The sequence below is a fragment of the Pseudomonas sp. P97.38 genome (assembly GCF_001269745.1).
Classification (GTDB): Bacteria; Pseudomonadota; Gammaproteobacteria; order Pseudomonadales; family Pseudomonadaceae; genus Aquipseudomonas; species Aquipseudomonas chlororaphis_E.
The window spans coordinates 124,703-150,900 of record NZ_LHVJ01000030.1 but is presented as its reverse complement, the minus strand read 5'-3'; the positions used below and the strand labels follow the sequence as shown (position 1 = coordinate 150,900).

The window sequence follows — 26,198 nt, the reverse complement described above, 5'->3', positions numbered from 1 at the left end:
AACCCTGTGCTAACGATCTACAACACGCTCACCAAGAGCAAAGAAGTCTTCAAGCCGCTGGATGGCAACAAGGTGCGCATGTACGTCTGCGGGATGACCGTGTACGACTACTGCCACCTTGGGCATGGCCGCAGCATGGTCGCCTTCGACCTGGTAACCCGCTGGCTGCGCTACAGCGGTTATGACCTGACCTATGTGCGCAACATCACCGACATCGAAGACAAGATCATCAACCGGGCCCGCGAGAACGGCGAGCCCTACGATGCGCTGACCGCCCGCATGATCGAGGCCATGCACGAGGACGAGGCGCGCCTCAATATCCTCAAGCCGGACCTGGAGCCTCGCGCCACGGATCACATTCCCGGCATGCTGGCGATGATCCAGACCCTGATCGACAAGGGCTACGCCTACGCAGCGGGCAATGGCGACGTGTATTACCGCGTCGCCAAGTTCATGGGCTACGGCAAGTTGTCGCGCAAGAAAATCGAAGACCTGCGCATCGGCGCACGCATCGAGGTCGGCGAGTCGAAAGAAGACCCGCTGGATTTCGTGCTGTGGAAAGCCGCCAAGCCGGGTGAGCCGAGCTGGGAATCGCCGTGGGGCGCCGGGCGTCCGGGCTGGCACATCGAGTGCTCGGTGATGTCCACCTGCTGCCTGGGCGAGACCTTCGATATCCATGGCGGCGGCAGCGACCTGGAGTTTCCGCACCACGAGAACGAGATCGCCCAGAGCGAAGCGGCTTCCGGCAAGACCTACGCCAACGCGTGGATGCATTGCGGCATGATCCGGATCAACGGCGAGAAGATGTCCAAGTCCTTGAACAACTTCTTCACCATCCGCGACGTGCTCGACAAGTACCACCCCGAGGTCGTGCGTTACCTGCTGGTGTCCAGTCACTACCGCAGCGCCATCAACTATTCGGAAGACAACCTCAAGGACGCCAAGGGTGCCCTGGAGCGTTTCTACCATGCGTTGAAGGGCCTGCCGAGCGTGCCTGCCGCCGGTGGCGAAGCCTACGTGGCGCGGTTTACCGAAGTGATGAACGACGACTTTGGCACGCCGGAAGCCTGCGCGGTGCTGTTTGAAATGGTGCGTGAGATCAACCGCCTGCGCGAGAGCGATCTCAATGCGGCGGCGGGCCTGGCGGCACGCCTGAAGGAACTGGCCAATGTGCTGGGTGTGTTGCAGCTCGAGGCGGATGACTTCCTCCAGGCCGGTGCCGAAGGCCGCGTGGACGCCGCCGAGGTCGAGGCATTGATCCAGGCGCGCCTGACCGCGCGGGCCAACAAGGACTGGGCCGAATCCGACCGTATCCGTGATCAGCTAACCGCCATGGGCGTGGTGCTGGAAGACGGGAAGGGCGGTACGACCTGGCGTCTGGCCGACTAGAATCTTTTAGCGTTCGCAATACCCCTGTGGGAGCGGGCTTGCTCGCGAATGCAGTGTATCAGTGAGTGATTTGTTGACTGATACTCCGCATTCGCGAGCAAGCCCGCTCCCACAGTTTTTTTGCATGCCAACCCTGGCAATCATTGTTTGATGAGCTAGTACTGTCAGGTCGACCCGACGTTCACTGACAGGCGCCTCTCTCATGTTGGCTCATTGGTCTCTCGCGGCAATTCATCTCCTGGCGTTCGCCCTTGGCTTCTGGGCGGTGCTGACGCGCGGCACGGCACTGCGGCGCGTGGCGGGTGGCGCGGACGCGGTTCGCAACGTGCTGGTGGCGGATAACGTGTGGGGCGTGTCGGCGCTGGCGCTGTTGGTGACCGGGGGGATGCGGGCGTTCGCGGGGTTCGAAAAAGGTTCGGACTACTACCTGCATCAACCGCTGTTTCATCTGAAGATGACGCTGTTGCTGCTGATCCTGTTGCTGGAAATCGCGCCAATGATCGCCCTGGTCAAATGGCGTATAGCCTTGGGCAAGGGCGTGGCTGTCGAGCCGTCACGGGCCGGCCGGTTTGCCCGGATCAGCCACCTCGAAGCCTTGTTGCTGGTCTTGATGGTGGTGGCGGCCACCGGCATGGCGCGGGGTGTGAGCCTGGGCTGAGCGGCCACGCGCGCTTGCTTCACCGCCATTAAAACGAAACGTCTGACAGCCAGGCTACGAGCCATGCCATTAGTATCGGTTCACGGGTTGGACGACAATCAAGAGGCGGGGTGGATCGGGGTAATGCTCGGTCGGCCGGAATCTTTAGCCAGCCATTGCGGTGATGCAAACGGGCTGGCTACGGACTGCTGCAAGCCTCAGGGCGTTTGCGGCTTGTCGGGTGCGGTGAGGCCTGCCTGAATGCGTTGGTAGATCTCTTCGCGGTGTACCGCAACGTTTTTCGGGGCATTGATGCCGATCCGGACTTGTTGGCCGCTAACGCCCAGAATGGTGATCGTGATGTCGTCACCAATGTTTATGCTTTCACCGACTTTGCGGGTGAGTATCAGCATGGTGTTCTCCTTGATTACTTTGTAGGGCACCTGATTCAGACAGTGCAGATGTCGGTACTGCTTATAGATTAGTGCTAAGTGTCACAACGTGGGTGCCTCTTTCTGACGTGCAGACGCAGCATTAATTCCCAGAGTGAATTCCCAGGGTGCGACTATACAGAGACGTCGGGCAGGATTCTCGTGTTTTGAGCGTTGTTCGCGGGGTTCTTGCTGGATGTGAGTGTTAAAATCCGTGCCTCATGTCTTCCAGGGGAAACGTTGTGCGCAAATTGGCTTGGGTTATCGCGGTATTGATGCTGGCTGGGTGTGGTGAGGGGCGTGACGCCGAGGCACCGAAGCCCAAACCCGCCGCGACCTCCGCGCCGGCTGTCGCTGCCGCGCCGCAATGGGCGGTCGAGGTTCGAGGCGAGACCCCGCAAGCGATCAGCGACCTGACCGGGTGGCTCATCGAGCACAGCTTCATGTCGACCGTGGTGCGGGAAAATGGCAAGGAGCGGGTGCTGGTCGGCCCATTCAACTCCAAGGCCGACGCTGAAGCAGGTCAGGAGAAAATCACCGCAGCCCTGGTCCGGGCGAAAAAGCGCAACATCGAGACCCTGGTGGTGGATTACCCGGCGGCCCAATAATCGGGCAGCCCCCCATCAACGGTGGGAGCGAGCTTGCTCGCGAAAGCGTCGGATCAGTCAACATTGATAGTGGCTGAAACACCGCCATCGCCAGCAAGCTCGCTTCCACAGCCGATTGTGTTGTCACTCGGGTGAGTCAGCCGCAGGCCTTGAGGTCCACCGGCCCGACGAACTCGTTACCGTGCCCCATGACGCACGCCACACTCTGGTTGCGCTGGCGTTCCCAGCTTTCGACCGGGTAGGTCTTGTCCCAGGCTTCGTACAGGCGTCGGTCCTGCTTCGACAGGCGCAGGCCATACTGCTTGCTCATGTAGAAGTAGGTGCGGGCGATCATGCCGCGAATGGACGGGCGGGGCATGACCTTCTTGGCCTTGAAATCGACCTGGGTCAGGCATGAACCGTACTGGCCCTTCTGCACCGGCAGCCAGCCGAAACTGAAATTGTTCCGGTCGCCATTCACTTCGCCAATGCTCGGCACCAGGTTGTGCAGGTCGGCCTCGGCCTTTTGATAGACCGGGTCGTAGCGGGTGCATTGCTTGCGGCCGCCTTCCTGCCAGCATTGGCGCTGATGGCCGATCTGCCACGCCGGGACAATATGCTCCCACTCGATGCGCGCGGCGCGGCTGGCGTTCTTGCGCGGCACGTAGCCGCAAGCTGCCAGGTTCACGCGATTGCCGGTGTACTTGCAGCCGCAGTAGAACTCGGTGGATTGAGGTGCGTAGAGTTTCCAGGCGATTTTCTTGGCTTCGTTGAAGGTGCGCGGCGCAGCGGCCTGCGCGCCCATCGCGGCGAAGGCCAGCAATAAAGCAAAACAGCGAACACTCATCACGCTCAATCTTCCTTCGGCACAACCCAGAAAACCTGCACACCACCATCGTCGCGATAGGCGAGGGTCACGTTGTCGTTCTCGTCGATTTCTTCCAGCAGGCGTTCCCACTCATCCACCGGCTCATCGGGAAGACGGAAGATCAGGGCGGCCTTGGCTTTTTGTGCGGTGGGACCGTTGATGATTTTCGAGACGCGAAGGGCGAGTCGTGCGTAGGCGTCCAAAGGGGAAGTTGCAGCGGAGGGCGGGGCCACAGGATTATCCTTATTAAGCTGTACGTGCATACAGTATTTAACCGTAGGCATTTACGCAACTACTTAAAATTCAAGAAAATCGTCTGACAGCGTTTTTGGCGTTTTGATGTAGGAGGAGATTTTTTATTTGCAGCCGCGACAGATAAAGCCGACCGCTGTACCTTCAACCGATGGCCTCAGCCGGGCACTCGATCACGCCTCTCGCGACGTTGACAAATCTGCAAACCCTTACCATAGTTCACTTCACGCAAACGTTTGCGCGGCGTTCCGTGCGATGATTTGCCCACAATAATCATAAGATCGGAGTGAACCCATGAAGTTGCCATTCGCCGGACGTCTCCTCGCTGTCGCCATGCTCGCGGCTGCATCCGCTACGCTGCCTCTCTCCTCGGCATTTGCCCAGACCGCTGAAAAACCCAAGGTCGCTTTGGTCATGAAATCCCTGGCCAACGAGTTCTTCCTCACCATGGAAGACGGCGCCAAGGCCTATCAGAAGGAACACTCCGCCGATTTCGAGTTGATCTCCAACGGGATCAAGGATGAAACCGACACAGCCAACCAGATCCGTATCGTCGAGCAGATGATCGTGTCCAAGGTCGATGCACTGGTCATCGCACCCGCCGACTCCAAGGCGATGGTGCCGGTGATTAAGAAAGCCGTCGACGCCGGTATCACGGTCATCAACATCGATAACCAACTCGACCCCGCCGTGGTCAAGAGCAAGAACATCAACGTGCCGTTCGTAGGCCCCGACAACCGCAAGGGCGCCCGCCTGGTCGGTGAATACCTGGCCAAGCAGCTCAAGGCCGGTGACGAAGTCGGCATCATCGAAGGTGTTTCCACCACCACCAACGCCCAGGCGCGCACCGCAGGCTTCAAGGACGCGATGGAAGCGGCGCAGATCAAGGTCGTGTCCCTGCAATCGGGCGACTGGGAAATCAACAAGGGCAACCAGGTGGCCGCCTCGATGCTCAGCGAATACCCGGACATCAAGGCGCTGCTGGCCGGCAACGACAGCATGGCGGTCGGCGCCGTCTCGGCCGTGCGCGCGGCGGGCAAGGCGGGCAAGGTCCAAGTGGTCGGGTACGACAACATCAATGCCATCAAGCCGATGCTCAAGGACGGTCGCGTCCTGGCCACGGCCGACCAGTTCGCTGCCAAGCAGGCGGTGTTCGGCATCGAGACGGCCCTGAAGATGCTCAAGGGCGAGAAAGTCGACAGCGGTGCCAACGGCGTGATCGAAACGCCGGTCGAGCTGGTTACGAAGTAATCATCCTGGCGATGTAGCGGTGCTCGCCCATCCGGGCGAGCGCATGGAGAGTCTTTATGTCCGTTTTTGACCCGAACGCTGTCCTGTCTGTCAGCGGCATCGGTAAAACCTATGCCCAGCCGGTACTGACCGGCATCGACCTGACGTTGATGCGCGGGGAAGTGTTGGCGCTGACCGGTGAAAATGGCGCCGGCAAAAGCACCTTGTCCAAGATCATCGGCGGGCTGGTGACGCCGACGACCGGGCAGATGCAATTTCTGGGGCAGGACTATCGTCCCGGCAGCCGTACCCAGGCGGAAGAGTTGGGCGTACGCATGGTGATGCAGGAGCTCAACCTGCTGCCGACCCTTTCCGTGGCGGAGAACCTGTTTCTCGACAATTTGCCCAGTTGCGGTGGCTGGATCAGCCGCAAGCAATTGCGCAAGGCAGCCATCGAGGCCATGGCCCAAGTGGGGCTTGATGCGATCGATCCGGACACGCCGGTGGGTGAGTTGGGCATCGGCCACCAGCAGATGGTCGAGATCGCCCGCAACCTGATCGGCGATTGCCGTGTGCTGATTCTCGACGAGCCGACCGCCATGCTGACAGCGCGGGAAGTCGAGATGCTGTTCGAACAGATCACCCGCCTGCAGGCTCGGGGCGTGTCGATCATCTACATTTCCCATCGCCTCGAAGAACTGGCACGGGTGGCCCAGCGCATCGCGGTGTTGCGTGACGGCAACCTGGTCTGCGTCGAGCCGATGGCCAACTACAACAGTGAGCAACTGGTGACCTTGATGGTCGGCCGGGAGCTGGGCGAGCATATCGACATGGGCCCCCGCCAGATCGGTGCGCCGGCGCTGACGGTCAAGGGCCTGACCCGTTCCGACAAAGTTCGCGATGTGTCCTTCGAAGTGCGCAGCGGCGAGATCTTCGGCATCTCCGGCCTGATCGGGGCCGGGCGTACCGAGCTGTTGCGGTTGATCTTCGGTGCCGATACCGCCGACAGCGGCAGCGTGGCACTGGGTTCGCCAGCCAAGGTGGTGAGCATTCGCTCCCCGGCCGATGCCGTGGCCCAGGGCATTGCGCTGATCACCGAAGACCGCAAGGGCGAAGGCCTGTTGCTGACTCAGTCCATCGCCGCCAACATTGCCCTGGGCAACATGCCGGAAATTTCCAGTGCCGGCCTCGTCAATGGCCATCAGGAACTGGGCCTGGCGCAACGGCAGATCGACGCCATGCGCATCCGCAGTTCCAGCCCGACGCAGTTGGTGTCCGAGCTGTCGGGCGGCAATCAACAAAAGGTGGTGATCGGTCGCTGGCTCGAACGCGACTGTTCGGTGCTGCTGTTCGACGAGCCTACCCGTGGCATCGATGTCGGTGCCAAGTTCGACATTTATGCGTTGCTCGGTGAACTGACTCGCCAGGGCAAGGCGCTGGTCGTGGTGTCCAGTGACCTGCGCGAGCTGATGCTGATCTGCGACCGGATCGGCGTGCTTTCCGCCGGGCGCCTGATCGACACCTTCGAGCGCGACAGCTGGACCCAGGATGACTTGCTGGCGGCCGCGTTCGCCGGCTACCAGAAACGTGATGCGTTGCTCAACGAAGCAGCGCCTAGGGAACTCTCATGAAAACCGTATCCGCCGTCGGTAAATCGAGTGGCAACTTCTATGGCCTGGGCACTTACCTGGGCCTGGCCGGCGCGTTGCTGGCGATGGTCGCGCTGTTCTCGACCCTGAGCAGCCATTTCCTGTCGTACGACACCTTCAGTACCCTGGCCAACCAGATTCCCGACCTCATGGTGCTGGCGGTCGGCATGACGTTCATTTTGATCATCGGCGGCATCGACCTGTCGGTGGGGTCGGTGCTGGCGCTGGCGGCCTCGACCGTCAGCGTGGCTGTCCTCGGCTGGGGCTGGAGCGTCTGGCCGTCGGCCTTGCTCGGCATGGCCGTGGCGGCGCTGGCGGGCACGGTCACCGGCTCGATTACCGTGGCATGGCGGATCCCGTCGTTCATCGTCTCCCTCGGCGTGCTGGAAATGGCCCGGGGCCTGGCGTACCAGATGACCGGCTCGCGAACCGCCTACATCGGCGATTCCTTCGCCTGGCTGTCCAATCCGATCGCCTTCGGCATTTCCCCTTCGTTCATCATCGCCTTGCTGGTGATCTTCATTGCCCAGGCCGTGTTGACCCGCACGGTGTTCGGTCGCTACCTGATCGGCATCGGCACCAACGAAGAGGCTGTGCGCCTGGCGGGCATCAATCCAAAGCCCTACAAGATCCTGGTGTTCAGCCTCATGGGCCTGCTTGCGGGTGTTGCGGCGCTGTTCCAGATTTCGCGCCTGGAAGCCGCAGACCCGAACGCCGGTTCCGGGCTCGAATTGCAGGTGATCGCGGCGGTGGTGATCGGCGGCACCAGCCTGATGGGCGGGCGTGGCTCGGTCATCAGCACCTTCTTCGGCGTGCTGATCATCTCGGTGCTCGCGGCGGGCCTGGCGCAGATCGGCGCCACCGAGCCGACCAAGCGCATCATCACCGGTGCGGTAATCGTCGTGGCGGTCGTGCTCGATACCTACCGCAGCCATCGCGCCAGTCGGCGAGGCTGAACCATGGCAACGATCAAGGATGTGGCGGCGCTCGCGGGGATCTCCTACACGACCGTGTCCCACGTGGTGAACAAGACGCGGCCGGTCAGTGAGGAGGTGCGGCGCAAGGTCGAGGCGGCCATCGAGCGCCTGGACTATGTGCCCAGCGCGGTGGCCCGTTCGCTCAAGGCCAAGACCACCGCGACCATCGGCCTGCTGGTGCCCAACAGCCTCAACCCTTACTTCGCCGAACTGGCCCGGGGCATCGAGGACTACTGTGAGCGCAACGGTTACTGCGTGATCCTGTGCAATTCCGACGACAACCCGGACAAGCAGCGTAGCTACCTGCGGGTGCTGCTGGAAAAACGCATCGACGGCCTGATCGTCGCCTCGGCCGGCGGCGATGTCGGCCTGGTGGAAGGCTTGACCGGGGTGCGCACACCCATGGTGATCGTCGACCGTGGGCTCGACGGCATCGACGCCGACCTGGTGCGCATCGATCATGAGTTCGGCGCGTACCTGGCGACCCGCCACCTGCTGGAACTCGGCCACCGGGACATCGCCTTCATCGGCGGGCCGGGCGACACCAGCGTGGCCCAGATGCGCCTGGCGGGTTACTGCCGGGCGCTGGAAGAGGCGGGGATCGAACGGCCGGTCGAACACATGCTTGAAAGCGATTTCACCAGCACCGGTGGCTACCGTGCCGCCGCCGAACTGCTTGACCGGCAGCCGCCCAGCGCGATCTTCGCGGCCAACGACATGATCGGCATCGGCGTGCTTCGCGCCGCCGCTGAGCGCAATGTGCGCGTGCCCAGCGAACTGTCGGTGATCGGTTTCGATGACATCCAGATGAGCCGCTACGTCTACCCGGCGTTGACCACGGTCGGGCAGTCGATCCTGCAACTGGGCGAAATGGCCGCCGAGGTGCTGCTGCGCCGCATCGCGACGCCGGGCCTCGCCACTGACCAGCGGATCGTGACGCCCAGCATTGTCTTGCGGGAGTCGACTGCGCCGCTGTCCGGCACATTCGCCCAACACCGCTGAACCGAATTGATGAGTACTGATGTATGCCAGCAAAAGTAGTGGTAATAGGCAGCCTGAACATGGACCTGGTCACCCGGGCACCGCGCCTGCCTCGTGGCGGTGAAACGCTGATCGGCCAGTCGTTCTCCACCATCCCCGGCGGCAAGGGCGCCAACCAGGCGGTGGCGGCCGCGCGCCTGGGCGCGCAGGTGGCCATGGTCGGGTGCGTGGGCAGCGATGCCTATGGCCAGCAACTGCGTGGGGCGCTGTTGGACGAGGGGATCGATTGCCAGGCGGTCGGTGTCGTGGAAGGCTCCAGTGGCGTGGCCCTGATCGTGGTCGATGACAACAGCCAGAATGCGATCGTGATCGTGGCGGGTGCCAACGGTGCGCTGACTCCCGCCGTGCTGGACAGCGTCGATGAGGTGCTGCAAGGCGCCGATGTGATCATCTGCCAGCTCGAAGTGCCGGACGCCACCGTGGGGCACGCCCTCAAGCGTGGCCGCGAACTGGGCAAGATCGTCATTCTCAACCCTGCACCGGCGTCCCATGCGTTGCCGGCGCACTGGTACGCCTATGTCGATTACCTGATCCCCAATGAAAGCGAAGCCGCGATCCTCAGCGGGTTGGCGGTGGACTCCCTGGACACCGCCGAAGCCGCCGCGACGCAGTTGATGAGCGCGGGCGCCGGCAAGGTGATCGTGACCCTGGGGGCCCAGGGCCTGATGTTCGCCAACGGCAGCAGCTTCGAGCATTTCCCGGCTCCGCGGGTCAAGGCAGTGGACACCACGGCGGCGGGAGACACCTTTGTCGGCGGGTTCGCGGCCGCCCTGGCAAATGGCAAAAGCGAGGTCGAGGCGATTCGTTTCGGCCAGGTTGCCGCAGCCCTGTCGGTCACCCGCGCGGGCGCGCAGCCCTCTATCCCCACCTTGCAGGAAGTACAGGCGTTCAAGGCATGAAAAAGACTCCGTTGTTGAATGTGGCACTGTCGCGACTGATCGCCTCGCTGGGTCATGGCGACAAAGTGGTCATCGGCGATGCCGGCCTGCCGGTGCCGCCAGGCGTCGAGTTGATCGACCTGGCCCTGACCCATGGCATTCCTGATTTTGTCAGCACCCTGAAAGTGGTGCTCAGTGAGATGCAGGTGGAAAGCCATGTCCTGGCCGAGGAAATCCTCGAGAAGCAACCCGCGGCCCTGACGACACTGGATGTTCTGCAGGCCGAGGGGGCGCTGGGCGCGCGAGCGCTGGTCAACCACGAACAGTTCAAGATTCTTAGCCGACAGGCTCGGGCGATCATTCGCACAGGAGAATGTTCTCCGTACTGCAACATCGTGCTGATCGCCGGGGTCACGTTCTAACCCGTCGTTGTCGAGTTCTTTCAACCCTGCACAAGGAGTGCGCCATGCACCGCTATGCTCAGAAAATGCATCATCTGTTCCGGAGCCTGCTGCTTTTGTCCCTGATCACCGCTACGAGCGCCCACGCGGCGGAAAAAATCGACTTGATCATCGACACCGATCCCGGCGCCGATGACGTGGTGGCGTTGTTGTTCGCCCTGGCTTCGCCGGAGGAACTGAACATCCGCGCCCTGACCACCGTCGCCGGCAACGTGCGCCTGGACAAGACCTCGCGCAACGCTCGCCTGGCGCGGGAATGGGCAGGGCGCGAAGAGGTGCCGGTCTATGCCGGGGCGCCAAAACCGCTGATGCGCACGCCGATCTACGCCGAGAACATCCATGGCAAGGAAGGCCTGTCGGGCGTCGCGGTGCACGAGCCGAAGAAAGGCCTGGCCAAGGGCAACGCCGTCAACTACCTGATCGACACCCTCAAGGCCGCCAAACCCCATAGCATCACCATTGCCATGCTCGGTCCGCAGACCAACCTGGCGTTGGCGCTGGTCCAGGAGCCCGACATCGTCCAGGGCATCAAGGAAGTGGTGATCATGGGCGGCGCGCACTTCAACGGTGGCAACATCACGCCGGTGGCTGAATTCAACCTGTTCGCCGATCCCCAGGCGGCCGAAGTGGTGGCCAAGAGCGGGGTGAAACTGACGTACCTGCCGCTGGACGTGACCCACAAGATGCTCACCAGCGAAGCGCGCCTGAAGCAGATCGCGGCGGTCAACAACAATGCCAGCAAACTGGTCGGCGATATTCTCAACGAGTACATCAAGGGCGACATGGAGCACTACGGCCTGACAGGCGGCCCGGTGCATGATGCGACGGTGATTGCCTACCTGCTCAAGCCACAACTGTTCACCGGTCGTTCGGTCAATGTCGTGGTCGACAGTCGCGAAGGCCCGACGTTCGGCCAGACCATCGTCGATTGGTACGATGGCCTGAAAGCGCCGAAGAACGCCTTCTGGGTCGAGAACGGTGATGCCCAGGGCTTTTTCGACCTGCTGACCGAGCGCCTGGCGCGGCTCAAGTAAGCGGTCTCAAGCAACAGACCTGTGGGGCCCGTTCGGCTCCCACGGGTTTTTCATGGCGCCTCAATCCACCGCATCGATCAGGCTCGGGTAGCGCTCGAATGCTTGTTGGATAAAGCCGCGGGCGACTTCTGTCCCCAACTCCTTCACCAACAGTTCTATGCCGATGATCGCCAGCTCTTCCGGGCTGCTCGGGCTATAGGAACTGTGGCCCTCCGACCATTTGGCCTTGATGGTGGCTTCGATGCTGAGGGTGCTCATGGTGATGCTCGCGCGTTGGAGGGCTGTGGGCTGAGTTAAACATTTTTGCCCGGGGTTTGGCACTGCGACTTAGGCATCAGGGGAGGGCTGTGCGACACTTGGCCTTTGATTCTTTCAGGGAGAGCTGCAGTGCAGATCGATTTGAACGCGCCAGGCGGCCTGACCTTGGAGGCGGTTCGCCAATTGCTTGCCTCAGCCAGCGATGATGAGCATACCCAACTGCGTGTGACCCGGGAGGGCATCGCCTACCTGTCGTCAGGTGTGGTCGGTGGCACCGATATCGGTGGCTTGCTGTTCCGCCTCGAGACCTGGGCGAAAGGTTCCGGCTACGTGGGGCGGGTCGCCGCCAGCGATGAGGTCTGGGTGATGCAGATCTATAACGCGCTGAAAGACAACTGGCCGAATCCACCCTTCGATTACATCGACGTTTACTGAGCGGCGTTCATATTCAGTCACGATTGAGCGCTGAACGGGGCGATGGCCTCAGGCAAACTGCCAGTTTTTCGCAGGTGGCAGGCTGATAGGGCCGGTGTTGAAACCAAAGCGCCGTTTAGGCTGTCGCACATTCTCTGTTTATTTATCAAGAAAGGAGGCTTCATGCCTTGGAAGCTTGCGTCATTGAGTACTGTGCTGGTCGTTGCGCTCTTGAGCGGTTGCAGCAGCACATCCGAGTCGACCCCCGATCCAGTGGCCACCGAAGCCGGTAACGGCCGCTGCGACGCAAAAGGCGCCGAATTCGCCATTGGCAAGCAGGCCTCGCCGCAATTGCTGGAGCAGGCCCGTACGCGCGCCGGGGCGCAGAACGCTCGCATCCTCAAGCCCAATGACATGGTGACGCTCGAGTACCGTTCCGATCGGCTGAACCTCACGACCGATGCCAAGCTGGTGGTCAATCGAGTCAACTGCGGCTAAGCGTAAGGTTTACCGCCGCCCATAAAAAACCCCGTCACATGGACGGGGTTTTTTAGCGCGCCGAGAAATTACTCTCCGCGAACCTGTGCAGCTTGCATACCCTTTTGGCCTTTCTCAGCCACGAAGGAAACGGTTTGGCCTTCTTTCAGGCTCTTGAAACCGTCGCTTTCGATAGCTTTGAAGTGTACGAACAGGTCGTCACCGCCACCTGTAGGAGTGATGAAGCCGAAGCCTTTTTCATCGTTGAACCATTTAACGGTGCCGGTTTGGCGATTAGACATGGTGTATCTCCAAGAAACATATATTTTCAGTGTACTGTGCTGCTCAGGCCAACTGGGCACACCTGGGTATCATAGTCGAAATGTTCGATTTGGGAGCCCCCCGCAGGCGCTGTTTGCCAATCAGTCGTGTTTTCTTTACCGTCTGAACACACTGGAGGCCCCGGTTTTAAAGGCTTTCAGCGGAAAGTAAAGGCGATAAAAAAAGCTGTAAAACCTGCGTAAATCGTCGGAAAGGAGACTGATTCGGCAGGTTTTATCGATTAAGAGTCACCTCCAGAGCCTGCCTGACTCACTTTTTCGCCGGAGCCTGGGCCTTGCATTTGGCGATTTCACCGAGGGCTTTGCGTTGCAGGGCCTCGGGTGCTTTGTTGTCCATCAGGGCCTGGATATCGGCGGCCGGGTAGGACTTGATCGCATCGGCGCCGCACGCGCAATGGGATTTGGCCGCCGCTTCTCCGATCTGTGGTGTAGCCGCTTGGGTGCACTGGGCCATGTATTTGTCGCGCTCGCCCTTGGGCCAGTCGGCATGGGCGGACAGCGGAAGCAGCAGGGCAAGGGGGGCGACGGCTGCGAGCAAGGTATTCAGACGCATGCGAAGATGCTCCTTTTGGGTCAATGTCTTGTTATCTGAGGCGTTGCGCTCGGTTCAGTTCAGCACTGTTGCATAAAAACCGTGGATTTACGCCCGCGGCGATTCGAGCGCGGCGATGACCGTTCATCTGTGCTAGCATGCCGGGCTCGGGTATTTTCAACGCCCCGGATGACCACGGGTCCCGGTGGCGGCAAATGTTCGATTTAACCCTGATTTGAATCCCAGTCACTCTGGTTCGGTTTCCACGGTTGGCCGCAAGGCTCCTGCCGCTGTAAGGCAGGCGTTCGTCATTGAATGGCCTGGACTGGATCTTGTACTGGCTCATCCCAACCCACGTGACCTTTGGTAGGGGTCACCACTAGGAGAGGAGGCGCCATGCCAACTATTACTCTTCCCGACGGCAGTCAACGTTCATTCGACCACCCGGTTTCCGTAGCCGAGGTCGCCGCATCCATCGGCGCGGGCCTGGCCAAGGCCACCCTGGCCGGCAAGGTCAACGGCAAGCTGGTCGACGCCAGTGACGTCATCGACAGCGACGCTACGCTGCAAATCATCACGCCCAAGGATGAAGAGGGGCTGGAGATCATTCGCCACTCTTGCGCGCACCTGGTCGGCCATGCGGTCAAGCAACTGTACCCGAGCGCGAAGATGGTCATCGGGCCGGTCATCGACGAAGGCTTCTATTACGACATCGCCTTCGAGCGTCCTTTTACGCCGGAAGACATGGCCGCCATCGAACAGCGCATGCAGCAGCTGATCGAGAAAGATTACGACGTCATCAAGAAAGTCACGCCGCGCGCCGAGGTCATCGAGGTGTTCAAGGCTCGTGGCGAGGACTACAAGCTGCGTCTGGTGGAAGACATGCCGGACGAGCAGGCCATGGGCCTGTACTACCACGAAGAATACGTCGACATGTGCCGTGGCCCGCACGTGCCCAATACCCGTTTCCTGAAATCCTTCAAGCTGACCAAGCTGTCCGGCGCCTACTGGCGTGGCGATGCCAAGAACGAGCAACTGCAGCGCGTCTATGGCACGGCCTGGGCCGACAAGAAGCAACTGGCGGCCTACATCCAGCGCATCGAGGAAGCCGAGAAACGCGACCACCGCAAGATCGGAAAGCGCCTGGGCCTGTTCCACACCCAGGAAGAATCCCCAGGCATGGTGTTCTGGCACCCGAACGGCTGGACGATGTACCAGGTGCTCGAGCAGTACATGCGCCAGGTCCAGCGTGAAAACGGCTACCTGGAGATCAAGACGCCGCAAGTGGTGGACCGCAGCCTGTGGGAGAAATCCGGGCACTGGGCCAACTACGCCGACAACATGTTCACAACCCAGTCGGAAAACCGCGACTACGCGATCAAGCCGATGAACTGCCCTTGCCACGTGCAGGTGTTCAACCAGGGGCTCAAAAGCTACCGCGAGCTGCCGATGCGCCTGGCCGAGTTCGGTGCCTGCCACCGCAACGAGCCATCGGGTGCCTTGCACGGCATCATGCGCGTGCGCGCCTTCACCCAGGACGACGCGCACATCTTCTGCACCGAAGAGCAGATGCAGGCCGAATCCGCCGCGTTCATCAAGCTGACGATGGACGTCTACCGTGACTTCGGCTTCACCGAAGTCGAGATGAAGCTGTCCACTCGTCCGGAAAAACGCGTCGGCTCCGACGAATTGTGGGATCGCGCCGAGGCGGCACTGGCCGCAGCCCTCGACAGCGCGGGCCTTGCGTACGAGCTTCAGCCGGGCGAGGGGGCCTTCTACGGTCCGAAGATCGAATTCTCGCTGAAAGATTGCCTCGGTCGCGTATGGCAATGTGGTACCTTGCAGCTCGATTTCAACCTGCCGATCCGTCTGGGCGCCGAATACGTGTCCGAAGACAACAGTCGCAAGCACCCGGTCATGCTTCACCGCGCGATCCTCGGTTCCTTCGAGCGTTTCGTCGGGATTCTGATCGAGCACTACGAGGGCGCATTCCCCGCGTGGCTGGCGCCGACCCAGGCAGTGATCATGAATATCACTGATAAACAGGCAGATTTTGCCGCCGAGGTCGAAAAAACTCTCAACCAAAGCGGATTTCGTGCCAAGTCTGACTTGAGAAATGAAAAGATCGGCTTTAAAATCCGCGAGCATACTTTGCTCAAGGTTCCCTTTCTCTTGGTTATCGGAGATCGGGAGGTCGAGATGCAGACTGTCGCTGTGCGTACTCGTGAAGGTGCTGACCTGGGCTCGATGCCCGTCGCCCAATTCGCCGAGTTTCTCGCGCAAGCGGCTTCCCGGCGTGGTCGCCCAGATTCGGAGTAATTATTATTAAGCGTGATATGAGACAAGATAAACGAGCTGCACCGAAAGCCCCGATCAACGAGAATATCTCGGCACGCGAGGTTCGGTTAATTGGCGCTGACGGCGAGCAGATTGGCATCGTCTCGATTGATGAAGCGCTTCGAATTGCTGAAGAAGCCAAGCTTGATCTGGTAGAAATTTCCGCAGACGCAGTCCCACCGGTATGCCGGGTGATGGACTACGGCAAGTCGATCTTCGAGAAGAAGAAGCAGATTGCCGCGGCGAAGAAGAACCAGAAGCAGATTCAGGTAAAAGAAATCAAGTTTCGTCCAGGGACGGAGGAAGGGGATTACCAGGTAAAACTGCGCAACCTGGTACGTTTCCTGAGTGACGGGGACAGGGCCAAGGTATCCTTGCGATTCCGCGGCCGTGAGATGGCCCACCAGGAGCTGGGGATGGAACTCCTCAAGCGGGTTGAACAAGACCTGCTCGAGTACGGTTCGGTCGAACAGCATCCTAAGATGGAAGGACGCCAGCTGATCATGGTCATCGCCCCGAAAAAGAAGAAGTAATCACCAGGGCACGGCAGGCCTTGCGATTATGTTTATCAACTGAATGCGGAGTATCCGAACATGCCAAAGATGAAAACCAAGAGTGGTGCTGCTAAGCGGTTTCTGAAAACTGCTAACGGTATCAAGCACAAGCACGCTTTCAAGAGCCACATCCTGACCAAAATGTCGACCAAGCGTAAGCGTCAACTGCGCGGTAGCAGCTTGCTGCATCCGTCTGACGTGGCAAAAGTCGAGCGCATGCTGCGCCTTCGTTAATTTTTGGATCAAGAATAGAGGAAGTAACTCATGGCTCGTGTAAAGCGTGGCGTCATTGCCCGTAAGCGTCACAAGAAAATTATGAAACTTGCTAAAGGCTACTACGGTGCGCGTTCCCGCGTATTCCGTGTTGCCAAGCAAGCCGTAATCAAGGCAGGCCAATACGCCTACCGTGACCGTCGTCAGAAAAAACGTCAGTTCCGCGCTCTGTGGATCGCTCGTATCAATGCTGGTGCTCGTACCAACGGTCTGTCCTACAGCCGTTTGATCGCTGGCCTGAAAAAGGCGTCCATCGAGATCGACCGTAAGGTTCTGGCTGATCTGGCAGTGAACGAAAAAGCGGCGTTTGCTGCGATTGTCGAGAAAGCTAAAGCCACCTTGGCTTAAGTACCCCCGGCAGTCACCGGGGTCCACCTCTGTGGGCCTGGGTGTTAAACGTCATAAATAGGGGAAGAGCCTTAAAGCTCTTCCCCTATTTTGTATCTGGAGTCTGTACATGGAAAACCTGGATGCGCTGGTCTCTCAAGCACTAGAGGCTGTGCAAAGCGCTGAAGATATCAATGCCCTGGAGCAAATCCGGGTTCACTACCTTGGCAAGAAGGGCGAGTTGACTCAGGTGATGAAGACCCTGGGGAACCTGCCGGCCGAAGAGCGTCCGCAAGTCGGTGCGCTGATCAACGTCGCCAAGGAACGTGTCACAGAAGTCCTCAATGCGCGCAAGGCGTTGTTCGAGGAGGCCGACCTGGCTGCCAAGCTCGCCGCCGAGTCCATCGACGTGACCCTGCCCGGCCGTGGCCAGACCTCCGGCGGCCTGCATCCGGTAACCCGGACCCTGGAACGCATCGAGCAGTTCTTCACCCACATCGGCTACGGCATTGCCGAAGGCCCCGAGGTCGAAGACGACTACCACAACTTCGAAGCGCTCAACATCCCAGGCCACCACCCGGCCCGGTCGATGCATGACACCTTCTATTTCAATGCGAACATGCTGTTGCGCACCCATACCTCGCCGGTACAGGTCCGCACCATGGAGTCGCAACGTCCGCCGATCCGCATCGTCTGCCCGGGCCGTGTGTATCGCAGTGACTCCGATATCACCCACTCGCCGATGTTCCACCAGGTCGAAGGCCTGCTGGTGGATCGCGACATCAATTTCGCCGACCTCAAAGGCACTATCGAAGAGTTCCTGCGGGTGTTCTTCGAGAAAGAGCTGGCGGTACGTTTCCGCCCTTCGTACTTCCCGTTCACCGAGCCATCCGCCGAAGTCGATATGGAATGCGTGATGTGCAGCGGCAAAGGCTGCCGTGTCTGCAAGCAGACGGGCTGGCTGGAAGTCATGGGCTGCGGCATGGTTCATCCGAACGTGCTGCGCATGTCCGGGATCGATCCGGAAGAATTCTCGGGTTTTGCTTTCGGCATGGGCGTCGAGCGTCTGGCCATGCTGCGTTACGGTGTGAATGACTTGCGCCTGTTCTTCGACAACGACTTGCGGTTCCTTGCGCAATTTCGCTAGGTCGCGGGCCCGTAACGAATCTATTAGGAGAGCAGGATGAAATTCAGTGAACAATGGCTGCGCGGCTGGGTAAGCCCGCAGGTTAGTCGGGACGAGCTGGTTGCTCGCCTGTCGATGGCCGGCCTCGAGGTCGATAGCGTAGCGCCGGTTGCCGGCGCATTCAGCGGCGTGGTGGTGGGCGAGGTGCTGAGCACCGAGCAGCATCCGGACGCTGACAAGCTGCGGGTGTGCCAGGTCAGCAATGGCGCGCAGACCTTCCAGGTTGTCTGCGGCGCGCCGAACGTGCGCCCGGGCCTGAAGATCCCGTTCGCCATGATCGGTGCCGAGCTGCCGGGCGACTTCAAGATCAAGAAAGCCAAGCTGCGCGGCGTCGAGTCCAACGGTATGTTGTGCTCCCAGGCCGAGCTGCAGATCGGCGAAGGCAACGATGGCCTGATGGAACTGGCAGCCGATGCGCCAGTCGGCCAGGACATCCGTGAATACCTGAGCCTGGACGATGCGAGCATCGAGGTCGACCTGACGCCGAACCGTGGGGACTGCCTGTCCCTGGCCGGCCTGGCCCGTGAAGTCGGCGCGCTGTACGCCACGGCGGTGACACGTCCGGTGGTCGCGCCCGTGCCGGCTGTGCACGATGAAGTGCGTTCGGTCGAAGTGCTGGCTCCCTCGGCATGCCCGCGTTACCTGGGTCGTGTGATCCGTAACGTCGATCTGTCCAAGCCGACGCCGCTGTGGATGGTCGAGCGCCTGCGCCGCGCCGACGTGCGCAGCATCGACGCCGCCGTCGACATCACCAACTACGTGATGCTGGAACTGGGTCAACCGCTGCATGCATTCGATCTCGCCGAAATCAATGGCGGCATTCGTGTCCGCATGGCTGAAGAGGGCGAGAAGCTGGTATTGCTGGATGGCCAGGAAGTGTCCCTGCGCAGCGATACCCTGGTGATTGCCGACCATTCCCGCGCCCTGGCGATTGCCGGTGTGATGGGTGGCGAGCACAGCGGTGTCTCTACGACGACCCGTGATGTGTTCCTTGAGAGTGCGTTCTTCGACCAGATCGCGGTCGCTGGCAAGGCGCGTTCCTACGGCCTGCACACCGATGCCTCGCACCGTTACGAGCGTGGCGTGGACTGGCAACTGGCCCGTGAAGCCATGGAGCGCGCCACTGGCCTGCTGCTCGAGATCACGGGCGGCGAAGCCGGCCCGATCATTGAAACCGTCAGCGAACAGCACCTGCCCAAGATCGCTCCGGTCACCCTGCGTGCCCAGCGCATTTCCCAGATGCTGGGCATGGAGATGGATGCCAGCGAAGTCGAGCGCCTGCTCAGTGGCCTCGGCCTGGGCATCAGCGCCGACGGAGCAGGGCAGTGGCGTGTGGAGGTGCCAAGCCATCGCTTCGATATCAGCCTGGAAGTCGACCTGATCGAAGAGCTGGCCCGCCTGTACGGCTACAACCGTCTGCCGGTTCGCTACCCGCAAGCCCGCCTGGCCCCGCAGGCCAAGGCTGAAGCCCGCAGCGGCCTGCCGGAACTGCGGCGCCTGCTGGTGGCCCGTGGGTATCAGGAAGCGATCACCTACAGCTTCATCGATCCGCGCCAATTCGAGCTGTTCAACCCTGGCGTCGAGCCGCTGTTGCTGGCCAATCCGATCTCCAACGACATGGCGGCCATGCGCTCGTCCTTGTGGCCGGGCCTGGTCAAGTCGCTGCAGCACAACCTGAACCGCCAACAGGATCGCGTGCGCCTGTTCGAAAGCGGCCTGCGCTTTGTCGGTCAGTTGGACGGCTTGAAGCAGGAGCCGATGCTGGCCGGTGTCGTCTGTGGTAGCCGCCTGCCGGAAGGTTGGGCACAAGGTCGCGACGGCGTCGACTTCTTCGACGTCAAGGCTGACGTGGAAGCGGTCCTCGGTTTCGCCGGTGCGCTCGACGCGTTCACTTTCGTGCCGGGCAAGCATCCGGCCCTGCACCCGGGGCAGACTGCGCGCATCGAGCGGGATGGGCGTGAAGTCGGTTATGTCGGCGCCATTCACCCTGAACTGTCGAAAACCCTGGGCCTCGATCGGCCGGTGTTCGTCTTCGAGCTGATCCTGGCCGAAGTCGCACTGGGGAAAATGCCGAAATTCCAGGAGTTATCGCGCTTTCCTGAAGTACGTCGTGACCTGGCCTTGCTGGCTGATCGCGAAGTGGCGGCCAGTGCTGTATTGGACGTAATTCGTGAAAATGCAGGCGAGTGGCTGACGGACCTCAGGCTATTTGACGTGTATCAGGGTAAAGGCATTGATCCGCATAGAAAAAGCCTTGCAGTCGGCTTGACCTGGCAGCATCCATCGCGCACTCTTAACGACGATGAGGTGAATACCGCAACGCAAAACATCCTCACCTCGCTCGAAACCAGGTTGAACGCCACGTTAAGGAAGTGACGTATGGGGGCTCTGACGAAAGCTGAGATGGCGGAACGTCTGTATGAGGAGCTGGGCCTGAATAAACGGGAAGCCAAAGAACTGGTCGAACTGTTTTTCGAAGAAATCAGGCACGCTCTGGAAGACAACGAACAGGTCAAGTTGTCCGGTTTCGGCAATTTTGACCTGCGGGACAAACGCCAGCGGCCTGGCCGCAATCCAAAAACGGGAGAAGAAATCCCGATCACGGCTCGCCGTGTGGTCACCTTTCGTCCAGGGCAGAAGTTGAAGGCCCGAGTTGAGGCTTATGCTGGAACCAAGTCATAACGACGAGCTACCCGTCATCCCAGGCAAACGCTACTTCACCATCGGTGAAGTCAGCGAGCTGTGTGCGGTAAAACCGCACGTGCTGCGCTATTGGGAGCAGGAGTTTCCTCAGCTCAACCCGGTCAAGCGCCGCGGAAACCGCCGGTACTATCAGCGACAGGACGTGCTGATGATCCGGCAGATCCGCGCGCTGCTCTATGACCAGGGCTTCACCATCGGCGGCGCACGCCTGCGCTTGTCGGGTGACGAGGCCAAAGACGACACTACCCAGTACAAACAAATGATCCGCCAGATGATCGCCGAGCTTGAAGATGTGCTGGTGGTGCTCAAGAAATAAAATTTCTGCTTTTAAATACTTCCAGTTTTCAAAAGCTTGCGATATATTCCTGAGCGTTCCGCTGAGAAGCGAAACAAGATTCACGCCTAGTCGGGGCGTAGCGCAGTCCGGTAGCGCACTAGCATGGGGTGCTAGGGGTCGAGTGTTCGAATCACTCCGTCCCGACCATATTTCCTGAGTAAAATCAGACACTTAAGCCGATCAGATGGATCGGTTTTTTTGTGCCTGCGCAAAACCCGCGCAAAACTTGCGCAAAACTACCCGGTGATTTCGCTGATATTCAGGTCAGGGATTGCCTCTGACCAGACGATTTCTGCGTGGTCTTTCTGGTAGTTCTTCGTCATGGTCTCGCTCGCGTGACCGGCGATCTTCTGCCCCTCCTTTCCGGCTTTCTGATACAGGTGCAACGACAATGCTCGCACTTCGTGGAAGCCCGGCATTTCCTCTTCCTTCCATCCCGCATAGCAGTTCGCCGCCTCCCTGGCTTCCTTGAACGCACGCGTCAAATATCGCTCCTCGACCTGGGTCCAGTGATCTTTCGTCTGCGCCTGCTTCTGTTTCTTGCGATCAGGCCGTCGGTGAACCAGGTAAGGGGAAACGATGTCATCCCGGCATCGGCTGATCACGGCCTGAAGCTCATCGGTGACCTTGAACCGGATCCAGGCCGCGTCGCTGGCCTTGGCCGTTTTCTGCTGCACCACATACAGAAAGCCCTCCCGAACCCCATCGAATCGCATGTTAAGGATGTCTGTGCGGCGCTGCGCCGTGATCAGGGCCAGGTCGATTGCGTTCTGCAGCCAGGCCGGCGACTTCTCACGGATGGCTTTCAGGCCCTCTACGGTGTGCCGTTTACGCTGCTTCTTCTCGATCCGGTTGATGGTGCTGGCCGCTGGGTTGTCCGGGCACAGGCCTTTGGCTGCCGCATGGTTGAAGATGTCGATCAGCAGGGCCCTGCACTGGTTGGCCGTGCGCGGGGTGAGAGCGTCCAACATTTCCGCAATCATGCGAATCGTAATCTGGTCGACGGCCTTGCCTTCAAAATGTTTCCGAAACCGCCGGAAGTGGACGGCGTACAGGCCAAGGGTACCTTTTGCCAGCTCGCGAGGCGGCAGGAGGTCGCGCTCGTAGATGTCGAGGAAGGCCGCGAAAGTCTCTGATGACTTGCCCAGGACGGCGCCGACCAGATCCGCCCCGCGCATGAATTCCAAGTTCAGCTGCTTCGCTGCATCTATCGCCTTGATGCGATCGGTACCAAACTGGAACCACTTACCGTCGGTGGGCCGCCGGTAGCGATAGCTGGAACGCCGCGAGTCGAAGTACAGGTTCTGCGGAAGATTCTTGTTCGCCTTGTTGCGCGGCCGTGGGACCATCATGCAGCTCCTTTCAACACCATTGCCACCAGGTCATTACCTTCCGCACGGCTGTATGCCGTCCAATCAACGTACCAGAGTTTGCCGATCTGCTCGCCGGGCACCTGGCCGTTGCGGATGTAGTTGCGGATCGCCTGGGGGCACGGAGGGGTGCCGTTCTCGCCCCAGCGCCGGCGCTGGAACTCACTGATCTTGATCAGCTCTTTTTTCATTGGGATGCTCCATGCCGCGCTTGGCGGCAGAAGGTGGTGGTCAGTTGGTCGGTGTGGTGGTGAAGTCCATGCCGAGCTTCCAGGCGATGTAACAGCGGGTCAGCGCCTCGGAAGGCGAACCGGAAAACCCGACATGCCCAAACTCTTTCGTCTCGAACTGCGCGCCATGGGCAAATAGGGTCAAGATTCCTGCTTCAGCCATTTCCTGGATTAGGATCCCTGCCTCACCGAGGTGCGAGTCGGGGCGAAACGGGAATGGCTTGCCGCCCGGGCCAGTGTCCCGGTACAGGCAAGGTCCAGAGGCGTAGAGCTTGATTTGCCGTCTTTCTTCAATTCCTTGGGCGCGGGCTGCCCACAGCGCCAGATCGGCGCCCCGCAGATCCTGGATAGATGATTTCTCACGCATAGTGATTCCTCGCCCGCCGTTCACCGGCAGGCATGTAGGGGGAGTGGGGTTAGGGTTTCGCTTTAGAGGCGAGCTCGCATTGAGCGGCCAACTTCAGCAAATTGCGCGTGGTCGGGATGAAGCCTTCCGTGTTTGGGTAGTCTTCGGATGGATGGCCTGCCGGGTGCGGTTCGAACGGCCCATGCCAGCACCAGTTCAGTTTCCAATCAGCCCACACGGTGTAAGCATCCATACCCTCGCCCCAGTAGTCGAGTCCGCCACCAACGCATAGGCAGTGCCGACGTTCGATCCCTGGTCGTAAGCCAGCTCAGACGGTTCCTCGTCGCGCCATGCCTTGCACTTATCACCGTCGCCCTCGTCGAAGTCGGGCATATCGGGGTGAGGGAACATGCTGTATTCATCGCGCACGACCGGGGCTGGCTGGATCAATTTGATTTCTTCAGGCATGACTTCGTCCTTGCCGCTATAGTGGCTAATTGGAATGCTGATGTTTAGATAATGTCATATAAATGACGGAAATAAGGATTAGTCAAAATGGACAAAAACGTAATAGAGATATATCTGTCTGAAATCGAATCTCAATCTTTAATGGCCTTAAATGCAGCTGGAGTGCTAAATAAAATTGGACAAAAGATGGATTTAGGTGATTATCCTGGAACAAATCATGAGAGCTTTCGAACTATTCACAGCCTCTTAACTCATCTCAGTAATATTTCAAGATTGATTTGGCCGCCAGCTCTAACATCCAAAAAAAAATGTAGTTGCCATAAACCTAGTTCGAATGGTCTTCTATGCGATGTCTGCATGGCTAAGGCGCGTTCAGCCACATTGCTAGCTGTATTGGATATACAGGATGAAGCACACGTCATAAGAAATAGGACGCTACGCGATCACTTGGAGCACTTCGATGAGCGCCTAGATTACTGGGCCCAAACAAGTGAACATAAGAACTTCATTCAAGACTACATTGGCCCAAAGGAAGGTATAGTTGGATTCGCGGAGACAGATAGGATGAGGCAGTACGACTTCTGCAGCGGTGAGTTTACTTTTCGTGGAGAGAATTATAACTTGGTCGTGCTGTTTTCCGGGTTGAAAGATATACTTTCTCGTACTGTGAAAGCCTTGTCAGAGTATCGCAGGTTTTAGCTTTTTTGCGGTTCTATTAGATCCTGAACATTCACAACTTTCATGCCGAGGGCTTTGCCTATATGGACCTCAAGGCTGGCTCCGCGAGAATCCTGCCAGCCGAGTAGGGTAGCCACGGTGTCGGATTCCATCAGCGCGGCGATGTCGCGGCGCAAGCATTCGCTCCAGGTCCCGGGCTCCGGATTCAGCTCAGAAGGGGTAATCACGGTGTGGCCGGCGGCGCGAAGGCTGGCGGCAGTGGCGTGGAACAGTGGGAAGTTCAGGTCCAGCATGTTGGTCATGGGACCGCTGAGGTAGATCCGTTTCACGGGGGAGTCCTTGCCGGGCCAGGCCCGGGCGGTGGAGTTAGTGTTGGAAACAGCCCAATAGGAAATGGATTGATGGCGCCGGGAAAATAGAAGCGACATTCACCGGACGTAACGTTGCAACCAATTCCGGAGCTATTGCATGAGAAAACTAACTTTTTGGATCAAGCTGATTTCCGAATTTATTTGCCTGGCCGACATCATCAGCCGTACGGGCTGGGTGTGATCTGCTTGAGGATGCGCTGGCCGATCCAGCGAACTACCGGCACGGCCTTGGAGTTGCCAATTGCCTTGTAGCGTGGCCCGTCCGGGCAATCTTTGGCTGGCTTGCCGCGCCAAGGGATCAGCGTGTAGTCGTCGGGGAAGCCCTGGAGGCGCTCGCACTCGCGCGGAGTCAGTCGGCGAACTGCACTGACTTCTGATACAACGTTGGGGCCCAGAGAGGAGTTCGTGTTGTCGATCTGCTTTCCATAGTTGCTGGTCAGGGTCTGAGCGACCTCACGGCAAGCAACGATCGGCTGGCCACGGCCCGTTCCATCCTCGCTTGCATCACGCCCTTCAGCTTTCAGTGTGTGGGTGATATCGCCGGTCACACATACTGCGTTTTCCTGGCCGTTGTTTCGGCCTAGGGCGAAGGCGAGCTTGTCGCTGACACACGGGTCTTGCGTACCGTGTACCACCAGGAGACTCTCCCGGCTCTCATGGTCGCCGTACTGGTTTGTTGTGAGCGGCGCAGTTACGACAAACGTTTCGGTTTCCGCATCCATGCGTGTGCCGCCTGGGTGTGCGCTGAGAGCTGTTGCAACCTCGGTCTGTTCACAGTTGGCGCCGCCGCCCAAAGCTAATGGCTGAAGATGACCTGCTATTGCGTTACCGGCAACGCTGCCGCCATCAGTGCTTCGCAGAGTGCCGGCGGGAGAGTCCTGCCCCTCGCCTCGGCGCGGCGTAGTATCCCGGCGCACGCCTTCTCGCTCAAAAAGTACCTCGGTGGGATCGGACCTTGCTCGAGCACTTGCGACAACGAACACACGACGGCGTCGTTGGGCCAGGCCGAAATATTGGGCGTCCAGGATCCGCCATGCGATTGTTCTTTTGGGTCCATACACACAACCAGCGTCCGCCCACCTTTTCCCTGGAGCGAACAACTCGCTGTCTTCCCCAGCAAGCGCCCCAAGAAAGCATCCGAAGGCGTTGCCTTTGTCGGAGAGGACGCCAGGGACATTTTCCCAGACGTCGATGGCGGGGGGCTGTCGATCGATGGCGCGAACATGGTCAATTGCATCTGCGAGCTCCACGTATTTGATGGTGAGGGCGCCACGGGGGTCGGCAAGGCCTTCGCGCATGCCGGCCACGCTGAACGCCTGGCAGGGTGTGCCGCCGACCAGGATGTCCGGCGCCGGGATCTTTCGGGCCAGCACCAGGGCGGCCAGCTTGGTCATGTCGCCGTGGTTAGGCACGTCGGGGTAGTGATGGGTCAGGACCGCCGATGGGAAGGGCTCAATCTCGGCGAGCCAGGCGGCGTTCATGCCCAGCGGGTGCCAGGCCTGCGTCGCGGCTTCTATGCCGCTGCACGCGCTTCCGTAAGTGATGGGCATAATTAAACCTCA

At 59.8% G+C, this 26,198-nt stretch carries 32 protein-coding genes, 1 tRNA gene and 1 pseudogene; 22 read left to right on the top strand and 12 right to left on the bottom strand.

Annotated elements, in window-relative coordinates; all coding sequences use genetic code 11:
* Positions 1–6: 6 nt before the first annotated feature.
* Together cysS and AD664_RS25730 are read left to right on the top strand one after the other, a co-directional pair.
* A complete protein-coding gene (cysS, locus tag AD664_RS25735) occupies positions 7–1,389 on the top strand; it encodes a cysteine--tRNA ligase (RefSeq protein WP_042732375.1) in 1,383 nt (460 codons plus the stop codon).
* Positions 1,390–1,591: 202 nt separating this feature from the next.
* Positions 1,592–2,047 (top strand): DUF2214 family protein, encoded by a 456-nt coding sequence (locus AD664_RS25730; protein ID WP_053151225.1) that lies wholly within the window; start codon positions 1,592–1,594, stop codon positions 2,045–2,047.
* A 197-nt stretch (positions 2,048–2,244) separates the two neighbouring features.
* Here AD664_RS25730 and csrA read toward each other — a convergent pair whose 3' ends face one another.
* On the bottom strand, positions 2,245–2,439 hold the full coding sequence (gene csrA, locus AD664_RS25725; RefSeq protein ID WP_003179932.1) for a carbon storage regulator CsrA: 195 nt from the start codon (positions 2,437–2,439) through the stop codon (positions 2,245–2,247).
* Positions 2,440–2,699: 260 nt separating this feature from the next.
* Here csrA and AD664_RS25720 point away from each other — a divergent pair, with 260 nt between their 5' ends.
* On the top strand, positions 2,700–3,065 hold the full coding sequence (locus AD664_RS25720) for an SPOR domain-containing protein (protein ID WP_053151223.1): 366 nt from the start codon (positions 2,700–2,702) through the stop codon (positions 3,063–3,065).
* 136 nt (positions 3,066–3,201) lie between these two features.
* Here the strand turns inward: AD664_RS25720 and AD664_RS25715 are convergent, their stop codons facing one another.
* Together AD664_RS25715 and AD664_RS25710 are read right to left on the bottom strand one after the other, a co-directional pair.
* Positions 3,202–3,891, bottom strand: a complete 690-nt coding sequence (locus AD664_RS25715; protein ID WP_053151220.1) for an endonuclease — start codon at positions 3,889–3,891, stop codon at positions 3,202–3,204.
* Between the two features lie 5 nt (positions 3,892–3,896).
* A complete protein-coding gene (locus AD664_RS25710; RefSeq protein WP_042730074.1) occupies positions 3,897–4,175 on the bottom strand; it encodes a DUF1654 domain-containing protein in 279 nt (92 codons plus the stop codon).
* 283 nt (positions 4,176–4,458) lie between these two features.
* On the opposite strand from AD664_RS25710, the gene AD664_RS25705 reads away from it, so the two are divergent.
* From AD664_RS25705 to AD664_RS25675, 7 genes are read left to right on the top strand one after another with little or no spacing between them, the layout of a single operon-like run.
* The gene (locus AD664_RS25705) at positions 4,459–5,415 is read left to right on the top strand and encodes a sugar ABC transporter substrate-binding protein (protein WP_053151216.1); all 957 of its coding nucleotides are present in this window, start codon (positions 4,459–4,461) and stop codon (positions 5,413–5,415) included.
* Positions 5,416–5,471: 56 nt separating this feature from the next.
* Positions 5,472–7,025 carry a sugar ABC transporter ATP-binding protein gene (locus AD664_RS25700; RefSeq protein ID WP_053151212.1) on the top strand — a complete coding sequence of 518 codons (1,554 nt, stop codon included), beginning with the start codon at positions 5,472–5,474 and terminating at the stop codon, positions 7,023–7,025.
* Positions 7,022–7,999, top strand: a complete 978-nt coding sequence (locus AD664_RS25695) for an ABC transporter permease (protein WP_042730062.1) — start codon at positions 7,022–7,024, stop codon at positions 7,997–7,999. Before AD664_RS25700 ends, AD664_RS25695 begins: the two co-directional genes overlap by 4 nt.
* 3 nt (positions 8,000–8,002) lie before the next feature.
* Positions 8,003–9,022, top strand: a complete 1,020-nt coding sequence (locus AD664_RS25690) for a LacI family DNA-binding transcriptional regulator (RefSeq protein WP_053151209.1) — start codon at positions 8,003–8,005, stop codon at positions 9,020–9,022.
* A 23-nt stretch (positions 9,023–9,045) separates the two neighbouring features.
* Complete coding sequence (rbsK, locus tag AD664_RS25685; protein WP_053151206.1) at positions 9,046–9,960, top strand: ribokinase; 915 nt, start codon at positions 9,046–9,048, stop codon at positions 9,958–9,960.
* Positions 9,957–10,361 (top strand): D-ribose pyranase, encoded by a 405-nt coding sequence (gene rbsD / locus AD664_RS25680; RefSeq protein WP_053151203.1) that lies wholly within the window; start codon positions 9,957–9,959, stop codon positions 10,359–10,361. Before rbsK ends, rbsD begins: the two co-directional genes overlap by 4 nt.
* A 44-nt stretch (positions 10,362–10,405) precedes the next feature.
* Positions 10,406–11,434, top strand: a complete 1,029-nt coding sequence (locus AD664_RS25675) for a nucleoside hydrolase (RefSeq protein WP_053151200.1) — start codon at positions 10,406–10,408, stop codon at positions 11,432–11,434.
* A 60-nt stretch (positions 11,435–11,494) separates the two neighbouring features.
* Here AD664_RS25675 and AD664_RS25670 read toward each other — a convergent pair whose 3' ends face one another.
* Positions 11,495–11,692 carry a hypothetical protein gene (locus AD664_RS25670; RefSeq protein WP_042730067.1) on the bottom strand — a complete coding sequence of 66 codons (198 nt, stop codon included), beginning with the start codon at positions 11,690–11,692 and terminating at the stop codon, positions 11,495–11,497.
* Between the two features lie 129 nt (positions 11,693–11,821).
* Between AD664_RS25670 and AD664_RS25665 the strand changes: the two genes are divergently transcribed.
* Positions 11,822–12,127, top strand: a complete 306-nt coding sequence (locus tag AD664_RS25665; protein ID WP_047737251.1) for a hypothetical protein — start codon at positions 11,822–11,824, stop codon at positions 12,125–12,127.
* 162 nt (positions 12,128–12,289) lie between these two features.
* Positions 12,290–12,604: an I78 family peptidase inhibitor gene (locus AD664_RS25660; RefSeq protein ID WP_053151197.1), complete on the top strand. Its 315-nt coding sequence runs from the start codon at positions 12,290–12,292 to the stop codon at positions 12,602–12,604.
* Between the two features lie 68 nt (positions 12,605–12,672).
* Here AD664_RS25660 and AD664_RS25655 read toward each other — a convergent pair whose 3' ends face one another.
* Both AD664_RS25655 and AD664_RS25650 read right to left on the bottom strand, forming a co-directional pair.
* Positions 12,673–12,885 (bottom strand): cold-shock protein, encoded by a 213-nt coding sequence (locus tag AD664_RS25655; RefSeq protein ID WP_003192493.1) that lies wholly within the window; start codon positions 12,883–12,885, stop codon positions 12,673–12,675.
* 289 nt (positions 12,886–13,174) lie between these two features.
* Positions 13,175–13,477: a hypothetical protein gene (locus AD664_RS25650; RefSeq protein ID WP_053151193.1), complete on the bottom strand. Its 303-nt coding sequence runs from the start codon at positions 13,475–13,477 to the stop codon at positions 13,175–13,177.
* 375 nt (positions 13,478–13,852) lie between these two features.
* Here AD664_RS25650 and thrS point away from each other — a divergent pair, with 375 nt between their 5' ends.
* The 9 genes from thrS to AD664_RS25605 all read left to right on the top strand — a co-directional run bounded on the left by thrS (position 13,853) and on the right by AD664_RS25605 (position 21,320).
* Positions 13,853–15,775 carry a threonine--tRNA ligase gene (gene thrS / locus AD664_RS25645; protein ID WP_053151191.1) on the top strand — a complete coding sequence of 641 codons (1,923 nt, stop codon included), beginning with the start codon at positions 13,853–13,855 and terminating at the stop codon, positions 15,773–15,775.
* Complete coding sequence (gene infC, locus AD664_RS25640; protein WP_172679675.1) at positions 15,775–16,326, top strand: translation initiation factor IF-3; 552 nt, start codon at positions 15,775–15,777, stop codon at positions 16,324–16,326. The genes thrS and infC overlap by 1 nt, the downstream gene beginning before the upstream one ends.
* Positions 16,327–16,386: 60 nt before the next feature.
* A complete protein-coding gene (gene rpmI, locus AD664_RS25635) occupies positions 16,387–16,581 on the top strand; it encodes a 50S ribosomal protein L35 (RefSeq protein ID WP_002553160.1) in 195 nt (64 codons plus the stop codon).
* Positions 16,582–16,611: 30 nt separating this feature from the next.
* Positions 16,612–16,968 (top strand): 50S ribosomal protein L20, encoded by a 357-nt coding sequence (gene rplT / locus AD664_RS25630; protein ID WP_024779372.1) that lies wholly within the window; start codon positions 16,612–16,614, stop codon positions 16,966–16,968.
* 109 nt (positions 16,969–17,077) lie between these two features.
* The gene (gene pheS, locus AD664_RS25625; protein ID WP_042730072.1) at positions 17,078–18,094 is read left to right on the top strand and encodes a phenylalanine--tRNA ligase subunit alpha; all 1,017 of its coding nucleotides are present in this window, start codon (positions 17,078–17,080) and stop codon (positions 18,092–18,094) included.
* Positions 18,095–18,130: 36 nt separating this feature from the next.
* The gene (gene pheT, locus AD664_RS25620; protein WP_053151189.1) at positions 18,131–20,509 is read left to right on the top strand and encodes a phenylalanine--tRNA ligase subunit beta; all 2,379 of its coding nucleotides are present in this window, start codon (positions 18,131–18,133) and stop codon (positions 20,507–20,509) included.
* 3 nt (positions 20,510–20,512) lie between these two features.
* Positions 20,513–20,815 (top strand): integration host factor subunit alpha, encoded by a 303-nt coding sequence (gene ihfA, locus AD664_RS25615; protein ID WP_002553164.1) that lies wholly within the window; start codon positions 20,513–20,515, stop codon positions 20,813–20,815.
* Positions 20,796–21,152, top strand: a complete 357-nt coding sequence (locus AD664_RS25610) for a MerR family transcriptional regulator (protein WP_003179985.1) — start codon at positions 20,796–20,798, stop codon at positions 21,150–21,152. The genes ihfA and AD664_RS25610 overlap by 20 nt, the downstream gene beginning before the upstream one ends.
* Positions 21,153–21,243: 91 nt before the next feature.
* Positions 21,244–21,320 (top strand) — tRNA-Pro (locus AD664_RS25605).
* Between the two features lie 89 nt (positions 21,321–21,409).
* Here AD664_RS25605 and AD664_RS25600 read toward each other — a convergent pair.
* The 4 genes and pseudogenes from AD664_RS25600 to AD664_RS27390 all read right to left on the bottom strand — a co-directional run bounded on the left by AD664_RS25600 (position 21,410) and on the right by AD664_RS27390 (position 23,587).
* Positions 21,410–22,522 carry a phage integrase Arm DNA-binding domain-containing protein gene (locus AD664_RS25600; protein WP_053151187.1) on the bottom strand — a complete coding sequence of 371 codons (1,113 nt, stop codon included), beginning with the start codon at positions 22,520–22,522 and terminating at the stop codon, positions 21,410–21,412.
* The gene (locus tag AD664_RS25595; RefSeq protein WP_053151185.1) at positions 22,522–22,734 is read right to left on the bottom strand and encodes a hypothetical protein; all 213 of its coding nucleotides are present in this window, start codon (positions 22,732–22,734) and stop codon (positions 22,522–22,524) included. The genes AD664_RS25600 and AD664_RS25595 overlap by 1 nt, the downstream gene beginning before the upstream one ends.
* 40 nt (positions 22,735–22,774) lie before the next feature.
* Entirely contained in the window at positions 22,775–23,140 is a 366-nt protein-coding gene (locus tag AD664_RS25590) for a hypothetical protein (protein WP_053151182.1), read from the bottom strand.
* A 49-nt stretch (positions 23,141–23,189) separates the two neighbouring features.
* Positions 23,190–23,587, bottom strand: a pseudogene (locus AD664_RS27390) (hypothetical protein).
* Between the two features lie 87 nt (positions 23,588–23,674).
* Between AD664_RS27390 and AD664_RS27595 the strand changes: the two are divergent.
* Positions 23,675–24,286 (top strand): hypothetical protein, encoded by a 612-nt coding sequence (locus tag AD664_RS27595; RefSeq protein WP_157061606.1) that lies wholly within the window; start codon positions 23,675–23,677, stop codon positions 24,284–24,286.
* Here the strand turns inward: AD664_RS27595 and AD664_RS25575 are convergent.
* On the bottom strand, positions 24,283–24,594 hold the full coding sequence (locus AD664_RS25575) for a DUF4406 domain-containing protein (RefSeq protein ID WP_053151173.1): 312 nt from the start codon (positions 24,592–24,594) through the stop codon (positions 24,283–24,285). The two genes, AD664_RS27595 and AD664_RS25575, sit on opposite strands and share 4 nt — an antisense overlap.
* A 200-nt stretch (positions 24,595–24,794) precedes the next feature.
* Positions 24,795–26,186, bottom strand: coding sequence for a DNA cytosine methyltransferase (locus AD664_RS25570; protein ID WP_053151170.1), 1,392 nt, complete (start codon positions 26,184–26,186; stop codon positions 24,795–24,797).
* Between the last annotated feature and the right edge of the window lie 12 nt (positions 26,187–26,198).